The 13,575-nt window shown below is 59.5% G+C and carries 9 protein-coding genes and 3 pseudogenes; 5 read left to right on the top strand and 7 right to left on the bottom strand.

Annotated elements, in window-relative coordinates; all coding sequences use genetic code 11:
• Positions 1–200: 200 nt before the first annotated feature.
• A complete protein-coding gene (locus tag AC0L2M_RS19595) occupies positions 201–998 on the top strand; it encodes a TIM barrel protein (protein WP_473535643.1) in 798 nt (265 codons plus the stop codon).
• A 14-nt stretch (positions 999–1,012) separates the two neighbouring features.
• On the opposite strand, the pseudogene AC0L2M_RS19600 reads toward AC0L2M_RS19595, so the two are convergent.
• From AC0L2M_RS19600 to AC0L2M_RS19615, 4 genes and pseudogenes are all read right to left on the bottom strand, one after another.
• A pseudogene (locus AC0L2M_RS19600) lies at positions 1,013–1,333 on the bottom strand (type 2 periplasmic-binding domain-containing protein); the annotation flags it as partial.
• Positions 1,334–1,839: 506 nt separating this feature from the next.
• Positions 1,840–3,981 (bottom strand): S46 family peptidase, encoded by a 2,142-nt coding sequence (locus AC0L2M_RS19605; RefSeq protein ID WP_473535644.1) that lies wholly within the window; start codon positions 3,979–3,981, stop codon positions 1,840–1,842.
• Between the two features lie 813 nt (positions 3,982–4,794).
• A pseudogene (locus tag AC0L2M_RS19610) lies at positions 4,795–4,935 on the bottom strand (dihydrodipicolinate synthase family protein); the annotation flags it as partial.
• Between the two features lie 15 nt (positions 4,936–4,950).
• Entirely contained in the window at positions 4,951–5,751 is an 801-nt protein-coding gene (locus AC0L2M_RS19615; RefSeq protein ID WP_473535645.1) for a YggS family pyridoxal phosphate-dependent enzyme, read from the bottom strand.
• Positions 5,752–6,979: 1,228 nt separating this feature from the next.
• Here AC0L2M_RS19615 and AC0L2M_RS19620 point away from each other — a divergent pair.
• Together AC0L2M_RS19620 and AC0L2M_RS19625 are read left to right on the top strand one after the other, a co-directional pair.
• Complete coding sequence (locus AC0L2M_RS19620) at positions 6,980–8,998, top strand: LTA synthase family protein (protein WP_473535646.1); 2,019 nt, start codon at positions 6,980–6,982, stop codon at positions 8,996–8,998.
• 272 nt (positions 8,999–9,270) lie between these two features.
• Positions 9,271–9,471, top strand: a pseudogene (locus AC0L2M_RS19625) (EamA family transporter); the annotation flags it as partial.
• 22 nt (positions 9,472–9,493) lie between these two features.
• Here the strand turns inward: AC0L2M_RS19625 and AC0L2M_RS19630 are convergent.
• A complete protein-coding gene (locus tag AC0L2M_RS19630) occupies positions 9,494–10,159 on the bottom strand; it encodes a methyltransferase family protein (protein WP_473513593.1) in 666 nt (221 codons plus the stop codon).
• A 655-nt stretch (positions 10,160–10,814) separates the two neighbouring features.
• Between AC0L2M_RS19630 and AC0L2M_RS19635 the strand changes: the two genes are divergently transcribed.
• A complete protein-coding gene (locus AC0L2M_RS19635) occupies positions 10,815–10,967 on the top strand; it encodes a hypothetical protein (protein ID WP_473535647.1) in 153 nt (50 codons plus the stop codon).
• 799 nt (positions 10,968–11,766) lie between these two features.
• Here the strand turns inward: AC0L2M_RS19635 and AC0L2M_RS19640 are convergent.
• Positions 11,767–11,958: a hypothetical protein gene (locus AC0L2M_RS19640; protein WP_473513595.1), complete on the bottom strand. Its 192-nt coding sequence runs from the start codon at positions 11,956–11,958 to the stop codon at positions 11,767–11,769.
• 415 nt (positions 11,959–12,373) lie between these two features.
• The gene (locus tag AC0L2M_RS19645) at positions 12,374–12,598 is read right to left on the bottom strand and encodes a hypothetical protein (RefSeq protein WP_141246629.1); all 225 of its coding nucleotides are present in this window, start codon (positions 12,596–12,598) and stop codon (positions 12,374–12,376) included.
• A gap of 35 nt (positions 12,599–12,633) precedes the next feature.
• Between AC0L2M_RS19645 and AC0L2M_RS19650 the strand changes: the two genes are divergently transcribed.
• Positions 12,634–12,945: a hypothetical protein gene (locus AC0L2M_RS19650; RefSeq protein ID WP_473535648.1), complete on the top strand. Its 312-nt coding sequence runs from the start codon at positions 12,634–12,636 to the stop codon at positions 12,943–12,945.
• Positions 12,946–13,575: the final 630 nt, after the last annotated feature.

Consider the following 13,575-nt stretch of genomic DNA (forward strand, 5'->3'; position numbering starts at 1 on the left):
GGAGCGCCCTGGCCAGCCATTGTGCTCCAATCCGTGCTGTTTGCTCCCACAACCCGCCTGGAAAAACCTGAGGTCGGCGCTGTTCCTCAGCCATCTCCTTTTCAGATGAAAAACATCTGATCTAATCGTTTGTCTTAAGTGTCAAGTGTCGCCATAGCGTCAAAGAGAAATTTCCGGGAACATAGAAGGAAAGCCAAGCCATGCGCTTTGCACTCGACCACATGGCGACGCCCGGACTCGACGTCAGGGCACTTTTCGCTTTTGCCCGTGACCAGGGCCTGACCGATGTCCAGATCCGCAGCCAACAGCACAGCTATGCTGTTGCACGCGGCATGCCGGCGGCGGACGTCCGGTCTGCCGCCGCCGAAGCAGGCGTTGGGATTATTTCCATCAATGCCTTGCAGCGCTTCAACGAGTGGACTCCCGCCCGCAAAGCCGAAGCGAGCAAGCTCGCCGATTATGCGGCGGCCTGCGGAGCCAAGACACTCATGCTGGTGCCGGTCAACGATGGCTCCTGGCCCGCCAATGGCGAGCGCCGGGGCGATCTCCGCTTTGCCTTGAAGGCGCTCAAGCCGATCCTCCAGTCGCGCGGCCTGATCGGTCTCATCGAGCCGCTGGGCTTCCAGACCTGCTCGCTTCGATCGAAGAACGAAGCGGCTAAGGCCATTGCCGCCATTGATGGCCAGTCCGTCTTCCGCCTCGTGCACGACACATTTCATCACACGCTCGCCGGGGAGCCATTCTTCTCCTGCGAACTGACTGGTCTCGTGCACATTTCAAGCGTGAACGATCCGATCCACTGGATTTACCCGGATCGCGTCCTATTCGGTTCCGACAATGGCAGCCAGATCCGGGCGCTGCTTGATGGCGGTTATGCGGGCCCCTTCTCATTCGCACCGTTTGTCGACGCAGCCCACCCGCTGGACGACCTCGCAGGCGCACTTGCCGCGAGTATCGATCTCGTCCGACACGGACTATTGACGCGAGTGGCGGCGTGAGGCGCGGGAGTCAATTAGGGGTGCACGCGACCCTTTTTGGCGTCCCGCGGAGAAGTCATTCGAGACGCCTCCTGTAACAATATCTCTCGCATCCAGATACTTGCCGGATCGCCGTTGTGAAGGGCGGGCCATTGGACGGCCTCGGTAAATGCGGGAAGCGGCAGCGGAAGTTCGATGATCCGCAGGGGGAAGGTTTTCTTGAAATGCTCAACCAGCCGGAAGGGCATGGTCGCTATACGAGCTGTGCCTGAGACCATCGGCGGGATCATGCTAAACGCCTGCACGATAACCTCGACACGTCTCTTGAGGCCATGCTCAAGAAAAAACCGCTCCTTGTGGAGGGCTTCAGCTCGGACCCTGAGTAGTGCGATTAACGAACGTCACTTCGCTGGTCGAACGGGTGAACCGCTTCTATCGAGTCGTCGCCCGTTGCGCTTCCATTCCCTATGCTGCCTTCATTTCGCGGTCCTCGCCAAACTGTTCAGACAAATCAAGCCAGCTCTCCCGAGGACAGACGCCGGCAAAGCTGTGCGTGGACTTAGCGAAACAGCCGTCCGCAATTTAGCCCTGTCCAGAGTTTGCGAAACACGCAAAAAAGATGAAAGTGCGATGTTCAGGCGCATCGGTGCGACTGCACAGAGTTACGTCATTTGAAGTTATGCCAAGGGGTATTCGGCAACGGCTCAGGCGCTGGCGAACCTTTGAATGTTGCGCATGCATTGGAGCGCCGGCCGATTCGGGCACGATCAACGATCGCTGCGCTAAGCTCACGTCAATGTCCCCGAAGTGCCGTTCTGGCTGGCTGAGGCCGACGCGTGCGCCTACCGCCAGACTACCCCGCTCAGGAGCGCGACGCCGGCAGCACTCCCATCTCCTTGAGCAACCGGCTAGCGCCGTCGATCTTGTCCATGGTCCAGAGCATGAAGCGACTGTCGACATGGATGCTGCGATTGCGGTCTGCGGCATATGCCCAATCGGAGATCACTCCATCAAGCGTGCCATCGAAGGCGAGCCCCACGAACTCGCCGCGTCCGTTCAGCGTTGCCGAGCCGCTATTGCCGTTGGTGATGTCGGCGGTGGACAGAAAGTTGACCGGCAGCGTGCCCAGCGCCGGCGCGACATAGGGGCCATAATCCTTGGCTCGGATCGCTGCGATAGCCGCATCTGGAGCGTCGAACTCACCCTTGCCCGTTTCTTTGGCCAGAAGTCCCTCGGCCGTGGTGAAGGGCGTCCAGATCTGCCCGTCGCGTGTTCGCCCCGCCACCTTGCCCCAGGTGATGCGCAGCGAGCCATTCGCGTCGGGATTCATCGGCCGGCCGATTGCCTGCCGGTAGGCACGCTGACCGTGCATATAGATGGCACGAGCAGCCTGGCTGCGTCCAGCGCGGTCCTTCGCAGCCTGCTCCGCAGCGATGTCGCCGGGATAGAGAGCGACCGCCAGCTTGATGAAAGGGTCCTCGGACGCCTCGAAGGCAGCAGCGGGCTTGTCAAGCCAGCCGAGCCGCGTTGCCGTGTCTGCGAGTTTGGTGCCTGCATAAAGTCGGTCAAGGCCAATTTGGCCCAAAGCGCTTTCGAAAGCAGTATCGCGGTCCTTTGCATCCAGCCGGCGATATTCGTCGAGTGCGGCCTCGAAAAGCTTTCGATCGATGTCTGGCAAATAGCGGCGTTCGATCTGCGTCAGCTGATCCGAGATTTCTTTACGGTCACGATCCTGAAAGCCGCTTTCACGGTCTTCATCGGGCTTCTCGTGCTCCTTTGTCCAGCGATAGAGAGTGCGTGCCGATGACAGTAGTTGCGCGCGATTGAGCAACGCCTGGCGCAGCCTCGCCAGCGAAGCCCGGCTATTCTCGCCCACCATCGCGTCCAGTTCGCAGATTGCTGCGTCAAAGCGCGCCTGCCGCACGGGATACTCAGCGACCCAGGCGCGAAAAGCTTCCTCCTCGGTAGCCTTCCGCGCGTCGAGGCCGATCGCGTCGGCGCCGGCTAGATCGCCCGCCAGCTTCTTCTTGTAGTTTTCCACGCCCCGCAGGATGGAGGCGTAGCGGATCTGCGCTTCGCGATTGCCTTCCGTGGCTTGCTTGATCTGGGCCGCATAATCCGAGAGCAAACGCTGGGACAGTGGTTCGTAGTGCGCGAAGTTGAACCGGACTTCATCGGCGGTGAGGAACCGATTGGTTGCTCCGGGAAAGCCGGCGACCATCACGAAATCGCCTTCTTGCACGCCTTTAGAGGCGATGCGCAGCCAGTTCTTCGGCCGGTAGGGCACGTTGTCGCGCGCATAAGGCCGGGATGAACCATCAGGGGCGACATAGGCGCGATAAAAGCCAAAGTCGCCTGTGTGGCGCGGCCACATCCAATTGTCCGTTTCGCCGCCGAAGTTACCTATGCCGAGCCCGGGCGCATAGACGAGGCGCACGTCCTGAATTTCGAGCTTCTGCTGGAGATGGTAGGAGGCGCCGCCATAATAGCACCCTACGTCGCAGCGGCGATTGGGCTGTTCTTCACACGCGGCGATCAGCGCCTTGCGGTTCGCTTCGAGCCGCTCATAGCGGGCAAAGCCGTTCAGCTTGTCTGAGACGCCCATGAGCATGTCAGCGGTCACATCCCGCATATCCTCGATCACATAGATGCGGCTGCCGGGCGCCGCAGGCAATTCTTCACCCAGGCTCTTCGCCAGAAACCCGTTGGTGAGATAGTTTTGGCTCTCCTTGCTGTTGTACTGGATGGATTCCAGCACGCAGTGATGGTTGGTGGCGACCAGCCCTTGCGGACTGACGAATGAGGCGGAGCATCCGCCCAGTGAAACGATCGCGTTAAGCGGGGCAGCGCCCAGACGGCTCAGCTGCGCGGGATCGATCTGGAGCCCATCCGCGCGCATGGCCGCGCCGACTTCCGCAATCTGGGCCGGCATCCAGATGCCTTCGTTCGCCGATGCAGCGGTGGCCGTCCAGAGCAAGGCGATGGCACTTACCCAAGCAACCATATCACATTCGCAGTTCATACTGGTGTCTCTCCCATTCTATCTACTGTCTCCGCCGACTGGATCCATGAGCTATCAGACTGGCCGGCGACCCCAGCGCCTGCGCGGCTGCCACTGGGACTGAGGGGACGGTCAACGCAAACATCTGGATGACGCTCCCCTCACATCGTGTCGGGTGTGCAACGTTGCGGATCATCCGTTGCACTAATCGTGCCAAAGGAAGAAAGCTTTCAACGACCTAAATGGTAAGCTGCCTTCCATGTCCGACCTCCGACATTTCGTCGTAGACCCGACACCCTCGTCCTCGCCAGCGACGAAGCCCGCTGCCGAACGGCCGTAGCCTGTCCATAATTGTGAGAGTGCGTTTCTTCACCTAGCCGTATACGCCGAAGACCATGCGGTATCCTGGGCATATCCTTGCTGGTGTTCGCCGATCGGGAAGTGGAGCGACCCATCTGCGAATATCTGAATTATTATCGCCGCTGGAGGCGCCGGGCGGTTCAGGAACTGCTCAGCTCCCGTTCCGCTGTGCCTCTTATGCGACTTTGTGCGAACAAACATCGAACAACGTCAGAACGACTTCGCTCACATGCTGGGATCCGCTATTCGTCATGGGCTCAGTTGTGCCAAGACCCTTCCGAGCCGAGAACCAAATGTGTCGCATTAGGGCCCGAAAGCTGCCTGTCGGCTCACGGGAACGAAGTAGTTTCTAGAAGCGCTTTCAAATTAGATCTAGGGAGCACCGATGCGAGCGCTAGCGCACGCCTTCACACCCTAGCTATATGTAGAGCTGTGCGCAGCGTCGTTCGTCGCGATCAGATACATATAAATGCCGGTGCCGCCGAGCCGGCCGACGGAATCGACCTCAGCCGCGATCAGCCGGCAGACCAGTTTCCGTAGCGCGTCAACGTCGACCCGGCCGGAACGATCGGCGGGGGTGATCGGAAAAGCAGACAGGCCGTTTGCGAAAAATCATGGTTCAATTCCTCGGTCGGTGGGGGCGAAACCCGGCCAGTAGTGGCCGTCAGGCGTCGGCCGCTTGCCAAAGATGGCCTGACCGACGCGCACGACAGTGGCGCCTTCCTCGATGGCTTCCTCGAAGTCTCCGGTCATACCCATGGAGAGCCCGGTGAGCGCGGCGTTGTGCTTCACGGCTTTGTCCCGCAGCCGGCGCAGCAGAATGAAGCAAGGCCGCACCTTGGCCATGTCGGAGGAAAACAGCGCAAGTGTCATCAACCCGCATGGCCGGAGACGGGGAAGCTGATCGAGGGTCTCCACGAAGGGCAGCAGTGCGTTCGGATGGAGGCCGAACTTGCTGTCCTCGCCAGACGTGTTGACCTGCACATAGACGTCGAGGAAGCGATCTTCGCGCTCCAGCCTCGTGTTCAGAAGGTCGGCGAGCCGCAGGCTGTCGAGCGCATGAAACTCACGCGCGAAGCGGGTCAGATATTTGGCCTTGTTGGTCTGCAGATGTCCGACGATGCTCCAGTCGATGGCGAGATCGTGAAGCGCCTCGCGCTTTGTCATTGCCTCCTGGATCTTGTTCTCGCCGAAGGTGCTGATGCCGACGTCGAAGGCATATCGCAGGATATGGGCCGGTACCGTCTTGGTGATCGGCAGCAACCGCACGGAGGCACGGTCGCGCCCGGCCCGTGCGCAAGCAAGCGTGATGCGCTCTTCAACCGACGCCAGATTGGTGCGGAAGCTGGTAAGGGGATCAGCCCCGAAGCGTTCGACGTCCTCGGGCGAAAGCGGCGGATTGTTCGTGCCCATTGTGATCCTTCGCAGCGGTTTTCGTTACCATGGGAGACTTTTCCTTCGTCCGCACTCGTTTTGCGGGTAGCCTCGCATGTACCGTGCCAAAGCAGAAAGCATTTAGAAACGTGATTGGTCAGATTCTATTACGTTACCCGACATTGTCGGCTATCGGACAAAGCCGAACGTGCCTAAATGGACCATGATGCAGCTTTCCGCGGGGGGGGTACTTCTTGGTACAGCGGTAAACCGGCACAGTAATAATCGTTATGGAGAAGAACGGAGAACTTGGATGCGTATCGGTAAACAGAAAGACCGCCATTTTGATGGCAGAATTGGCAGTCTCGGATGCGTCTCCGCTGAGTGTTTGGCCGTCTTTGTGTATCTGTTCGGTTCCGTGCGGTTTCCCCCCGGCCACGCTCGCTGTAACCAACGTCCGAGCCTTCCGGGCAGGTCGGCGTACTCTTGGCGGCCCGGCTCTGCGGCGTTCGCTTCGTGGCATACCGGGCCAAGAGAAACCGGGCTTCGCCATGGCAGAGATCAGCTTCTTCATGGGCGGAACGCGGTACGGACCGCCGTGCCAGGATGGATTGGACGAAGCCGCGCACAACAGAACTTGGCACCCCCAAGAGGCATCCTGAGCCATTGCGGTGCTCGGCAGAAGGTGACAGCGGCAAGCCCGCTTGCGGCGTAAAGCAGTTGTTTCATGTCAGATGATCCTCTCGATTGTTGCTGCTGGTCGCTCCCGACCGACAAATAGCTGGTCGATGAGTGAGGCGTTCGACACTCGAGCGCGTAGGTGACGGCGGCAACGAGCGTGAAGGCAGAGAACCAGAAGATCCCCAGGCGATAGAGCAGCGGTTGTTGGGGATATTTCGGCAAAGAGGGGAAAGGCGAAGAGGCGACAAGAAAGCTGTCGAACGCCAGGTGACGTTGATCGTGATGCTGCTCGGGTGATGCTCGAGTGAGGCCCGGCAACATCAGGACGGTGCTCGGCGTTTCGTGCCCATCCACCTTCTCAGACAGGGGAGATTTGGATGCAGCGCCTTCAAAGTGGAGAACAAATCACCTTCGCCGCGAACCTTTCACATCGTTCCGCTACCACCACCGTCGATGAAGTTTGGGACTCGCGCGGGCCAAATCGGGGATCGGCATCGCAGCCATGCGATCGATCTCGTCCCGACGGTTGCCAAGGTTGAAAACAAGGCATAATTGCCCAGACATCCAGCTGCTTCGGAGGCTTGCTATGACTTTTGCTCAATCGGTCGGTGCGTTCTTTCGTCGGCTGAAGCCGTTCATCCTGCTTTTCCTGTTGACTCAGTTCCTCGTCAGGCTGGCGCTGTCGCTGGTTTCGGCCAAAGACCTGTCTTTCCATCCGGCCGACTGGCTGGTTCCTTTCTTCACTGGCTTCTGGTTCGATATCGTCACGCTGCTTCCAATCCTCGTGGTCTTTCTCCTCTTCCCGCTGCTCCTGCCAGTTTCGTGGGCCGGAAAGCGGTTTGACCGCGCAGTTGGGCTCTCGGGCTTCGCAATCTTCCTGTTTATGATGGTCGTGCAGGGGGTCAGCGAGTATTTCTTCTGGGACGAATTCACGACGCGCTTCAATTTCATCGCGGTCGACTACCTCGTGTACACGCAGGAAGTGATCCAGAACATCATGGAGAGCTATCCGGTGGTGCCGCTGCTTGCCGGCATCGGCCTTTTGGCGGTCGGCGGGGCCTATCTGCTCCGCCGCCAGGTGAAGGCAGGCTTCGCGCCGCATCCGCCGTTCATGAAGCGGCTGGCGGTCTTTGCGACGATAACGGGAATGGCCGCCGCCGGCGTGTTGGTGACGCCCGATTCGATCACACGGCCGATGCCGAGCGCGATCGCCCGCGAACTCGGGGGCAACGGACTCTACGGTTTGGTTAGCGCCTTCTTCTCGAATGAGATCGATTTCGCGAATTTCTATCGGACCATGCCCGAGAAACAGGCGGCCGAACGGACACGCGACCTTTTAGCGGAAGATCACGAGCCGTTCGAAAGCACCGATTTAAACGACATCACGCGTGACATTCGAGCCGAGGGGCCGATGCTGCGCAAGAACGTCATCTTGGTCGGCATGGAAAGCATGAGTGCGGAGTTCATGGGCACATTCGGTAATCCGAAAAGACTGACACCGAACCTTGACCGGCTGGCGTCTGAAGGCCTGCTTTTCACGGAAATGCGGGCGACCGGCACGCGCACCGTGCGCGGGCTTGAAGCGATCGCGCTCTCAGTCCCGCCGACCCCGGGGCAATCGATCCTGCGTCGCCCCGGCAACGACAATCTCTTCACCATTGGCTCGGTGTTCCAGGATTCGGGCTACGATACGCGCTTCCTCTATGGCGGCTACGGCTATTTCGACAACATGAACGCGTTCTTTTCCACTAACGGCTTCGGTATCGTCGACCGCGCTACGATGGCGGCAGGCGATGTGCATTTCGCCAATGCGTGGGGCGTTAGCGATGAGGATCTCTATGACGAGGTGATCCGCCAAGCCGACGCCTCGGCGAAAGCCGGCAAGAACTTCTTCAGCTTCGTCATGAACACGTCAAACCACCGGCCCTTTACCTATCCAGCTGGCGCCATAGACATCCCATCGCCGGGCGGGCGCGATGGGGCGGTCAAATATTCCGACTACGCGATCGGGGAACTGGTCAAGAAGGCATCGGCGAAACCGTGGTTCAGGGATACCGTTTTTGTCTTTGTCGCCGATCATACGGCGAGCGTCGCAGGCAAGGTCGAGCTTGACATGAACAAATACCACATACCGTGCATCATCTGGTCGCAGGGCTTTGTCAAGCCCCGCCGGATCAACGGGCTGGCGAGCCAGGTGGATATTGCGCCGTCGCTGCTTGCCCTGCTGCAGGCTAGCTATCGCAGCCGCTTTTTCGGCGACGACCTGATCGAAGCGGACGAACCGGAGCGGCCGGTCTACATCTCCAACTACCAGAAGGTGGCCATGATCCTGCATGGCCGCACGACGATCCTTGAGCCCAAGAAGCAAATCGTCCAGATGAAGGGTGAGGAGGTGCAACCTGAAAGCGCCGTGGACCAGAACGCGGTCGAAGATACCGTAGCCGTCTATCAATATGCCTCGCACTGGCGCGATATTTCACGCCGCATTCCAAGTGTTCTTGACAACGGCACGCTGGCACTCGGCCGGTTCGGTGTGCATCGCCTGCCAAACCCGAAGCGACGCGCGCCTCCGTCCAGGACCACACCCACCATACCTGTGCGCTAACAAAGCCACCGTGCCACAACGTCTTAGGAATGCCAGGTCTGCTCCGGTGATCGCCAAGAGGTGTGAGGACCTTAACAATCCCTTGCAAGACCCTTCGTGGTGGCAACGGCAATGGCCGGAACGGGTCCAGCCTGTCGTGGAAATAAGTTGATTTGATAACGTGATTCCCGATCAGCGAGGTGAGTCGGGCTAAAGCGGTTTGTCGAGGGCGAGGATCGCCGGCAAGCGGCACTGCTTCCCGAGTGCCTGGAGGATTACGTGACGCAGGACAATCCGGGGTGGCGACAGGTGCATCGTGGATCTGCTACTTTCGCGTGCTCCACTTTGGGAGGCGCAGCACGCGTTGCCCCTGTCGACAAACTGAGCCTCGTGCTGGTGGCGGTGTTCGGAGTGACATTCCTCAAGGAACATCGTCGTCGAACTGGGCAGGGGTTGCCTTGATCGCAACAGGCGCGGTTCTGGTACGCTACAAAGCTTATTGCTCCGTCTTTAGGATCAGAACAGCCAAAAAAAGGTGGGCAGGTAGCCAGCTACCTGGAGGTATTCGATGCCTTCGATGGCTGGAAAGATCGCCAGAAAATAGAGGGCATCGAAGAATGTGCTTCTTAATGCGTTTGTGGAGAACGTGTGCTGATGCTTGTCCTGATGCAGCCACGGCTTGGGCCAGAACCGCGGCGTCCTTGCCACATATGCTTCGAACTCCGGACCAAATTTGTCACGAAGAAACGTCTCTTCCTTTCGGGCAGTCATTCCGAAAACCGCATAGGTGCACCCCCCCAGAGCGGATGCAACGATGAGCGATCCGAACATGAGGCCGATGCCGAATGCTCCGATCGTCGAAAACAGATATAGGGGATTGCGGGTGATCGAGTACGGCCCGCTGACTGCCAACTCGCTGTTCTTCCGCCCCCCGACATAGAGGATGCTCCACAACCTCCCGAATATGCAGACGAGGATCAGAACAAAACCGATCATCTCGACGACCTCGTGAAGGCTAGATGCTTCATCCCAACCGGGGCGAGAGAATAGCAGCGACCCAATCGCCGCTATGCTCAGGGCCTGGACGACCAAAAGTCTCTTCCGCTGATTAAATGGTTGCGGGGCAATGGAAGCGGACATCATGGTTCCTTCGACAAAGGCTTTTTCGGGGACTCGCGCCAAGCAGTCCTCTCCGCAGGTTTGAAGCTCTCAAGATCGCGTGCTGTATCGCGCGGGTTAGCGGTTACTAACCGTTCTGCAACATTGGTCAATGGCCCGTCTGGAAGGTCAAGGTGGTTACGGGGTTCCTCGGCCAGCGCTCCTCCAGTCGCGGGATGAACTTCCAGCTGCACGTGTCCGTTTGCTATCGCGATCCGTTGCTCAGCTTCCAAAGTCGTTTCTCTACCCCACGTAGGTTACCACCGAAGCTTGATCTGCTAAACCAATATGGTGTTACACTTGTAGTCTCGCAGAGGCTTCTTCCAGCTCTCTGGGTCACGTCGAGAGCCGTAACCGGATCAGATTTGGCGGAGGGGGTTTGCGGCGAGCGCGTTCGTGATTCACCATTTGCGGACGCCACCACCGACTAATACGCTTGAAGGCCTGTCGCTTGCTCAGCTCCGCGGGCCGTTCGCTGCGCTGATCGGCTTAGTGCGCGGTCTTCAAGGCCGAGTCGAGAGCCTTGAGATCGAGAACCAGGCGCTGCGCGCCGAGATCCAGACCCTCAAGGATCGCCCTCCGGACAAGCCGACCAAGCCGTCGGAATGGGCAACGCAGCCGGAGGGGAAGCGACGCCGTCGCGGCGCCAAGCGCGACGGCCGGTCGCGTGAGCCGCGAGGTGACGGTTGCGGAGAGCGCTCCTGCGGACTCACGCTTCAAGGGATACAAGACGATCCTTGTGCGCGATCTGGTTTTGTCGGCCGGGGTGATGCGCTATCGCTGGGAGTGCTGGGTGACACCGAGCGGCGAGAGGCTCGTCAGCGGCAGGTGACACTCGACAACGGCATCCTGTTCCCGCGACGACTGCGTAGGAACCGCAGCGAACGCATGTGGGCGCCGCCACAGCACGGCCGCATCCGGGTCCTGCATAACCGAGATATGCCGGCGCCTTCTTCTACGGTCGAACGCGTGGTCGTCCCCGGCCGGGCGACGGCCTCTCGCAGATCAAGGTGAATAATATGGCCGAGTGGCGGATGCCGACCTGCATCCGGGTTATATCGACTGGGAGCGCTTCAAGGCCAACCCGGAGCGTGTCGCCACCAACGAACAAGCTTATGGAATGCAGCGCCGCGCCGGGACAGTCCGCGAAGAATCCGCCTGCTCCAGGGCAGAGTTCTCTGCAGCCTTTGCAGCGGGCAAACATGGGCGTCCATTACAACGGCCCTCCGCCGAGGCCCGTCGGCGAGTCGGAAGCCGAAAGAGTCGCGGCTCCCCTCACCCGTTCGGCCGTTCCGTCGTACCAGGCGAGCGTCTCGCAGCGCGAAAGCTGCTCAGGCGACCGTTCGCGATTTTGGCCGGATCGACGTCGTCCTGGGGCAGGAAGCAGGCGAATGACTGGCAAAAAGCATCCGCCGCAGCCCGGCGTCGATCACTGGAACCTGGCGCCGGCGCGGCGGAACTGCAGGGCGGCGGCCATTCCGGAATAGCTGCCGCCGACATCGATGATGGAACCTACACTAACGGCAGCTCAATTCGGATGGTTGTGAGGACAGGCTCGGCTCCAGCCGGACGGGCAGTGTTCTGAGGGTGTTTGCACACCATGTTGATGGGTTGCCACAATGGAGATCGCCTCAGAAGCGGCGCTTAATCGGAAACGTTAGCACCTCCGCGTTTTGGCGCGGCTGCTTGAACTCTTCGACAGCAACCGCCTCGATCAGCAAATCCAAGGCTTCGCGCCCCCTCTGGCTCATCGGGTCATCGCCTCGCAGGTAATGATACGCTCGATCTAGATGCACTCGCGCGGCGGAAAAATCGCTTGTCATATGACCTCTCAGTTGCCGCCCGCGCTGGCCATCTACGAGGTGAGGGTCGCGCAATCGTCAATATCCAAAGGCGAATTTGATTTAAATCGTGGATGATCTGGGAGAAATCCGGACCCCGGCTTGTCTTATACGAGAGCCCCTTGCTGACGTCGCCGGCCGGGCTCGGTTGGCTCTGCAGTAGCGTTTCGTGGTGCGCCACCATGAAAGTTCGCACGTTTTCATGCGCGGTCGATCAGACACGGTTCACGAACAAAAGCCTGCGGACGGTGCAGATGGCGGTAAAAGCCTGGCGGCAGGTCGGCCCTGGCGACTGGACAACGCCGGCTCTTCCACCAGCCAAATCGTTTGGTAACATTCGTCGATGAGGCAATAGGGGTGCAGTTTCTCAATTCGCCCGACATCGGGAGCCCGCAAGTCAATCTGATTTCAGGATGGTCCGCATATTGAGGTAAGGCACAGGCGCCAGGTGCGCCACGCTCATCGACAATCGCGGCAGATGGTGTTCGAAATGTTCATGCCCTCCGGAAGGATGAGCTTGTCCCGTGCCGACGCCGGTCATACCGGCTATGGTTGGCGCAGCATCGCTAAATGGCTGACTCTTCGACACGCCACCCGACTGACGCAGGACGGCGTTGAACACGATGTCACCTTACATTTCGAGGCGTTTCTCAGCCAGTGCTGGAGCAGCTGTTCCACGGTATCAAACAGCGCGGCTACACGGGTAGTTTCTCGAATCTCGAGCGACTGCTCGCAAAGCTGGAGCCGCGTCGAAAGGTCAGGGACATCGGTCGCCCTCCGATCATACGCCACCAACCAGCCGGCGATGCTGTCCCGATACGGGCTCCGGCGACCGGCCATATTATCTCGCCGGTAGTCGCCGCTGCCCTCTTCATGAAGCCGCGAGGCATGCTGGCGATCTCTTCCGAGCGCGCGGCAGTCGGTGAGGGACCGGCCTATCATGGCCGCATCACGAAGCAGGTCTCCTGAATCGAAGCCTCTATCCGATCGACGAACGCCTCAAGTTTCGCGGGCAAGCAAGGCCGGCCGGGACCAGGTTGGTATCTTAATCATCGCAGAGCGTGTTTAGCTGGGGTCGCGCAGAAGGTGGATGGCGAGAGCGCGGTGAGCTGGACCGCGACGCTAAGCTAAAAACGTGTTGGACTAAGCGACGGGACGGCTCACTGGTATGGGCGCTCAACTTGATCTGGCGCCTTAAAGGGCAGGAAGGCCTCGCGGCCGGTTCGAGGCGCATCATATCCTCCTCCGAAGGAGCACGCGCAAGTATCGTCACAAGCCCCGAGCGCTTCGCGTTCGGCGGTGTCCAATTTCCGACAATGTCGGATACAAAGTCAGATCTACTGGATTGCGTTTAAATCGTTTCCTCGTTTGGCACAGTACATGCACGTCGTCCGCAAGCACGACCGACCAACAAGAAGACGCATGATCACCTCACCGAAACATATAGCCGCCGCGGAACAATCACTTCGCCGCGAACTTGCTTATCGCCCGTCACCACAACCGGAGCCATCGATGTCTGACGGGCTGCCCAGGATACCTGCTGCGATCTCGTTTGCCCTTCGACCGCTCCGGCTCCGCCCGTTACCGACGAGGAAAAGT

It is taken from the genome of Mesorhizobium sp. WSM4806 (assembly GCF_055811635.1).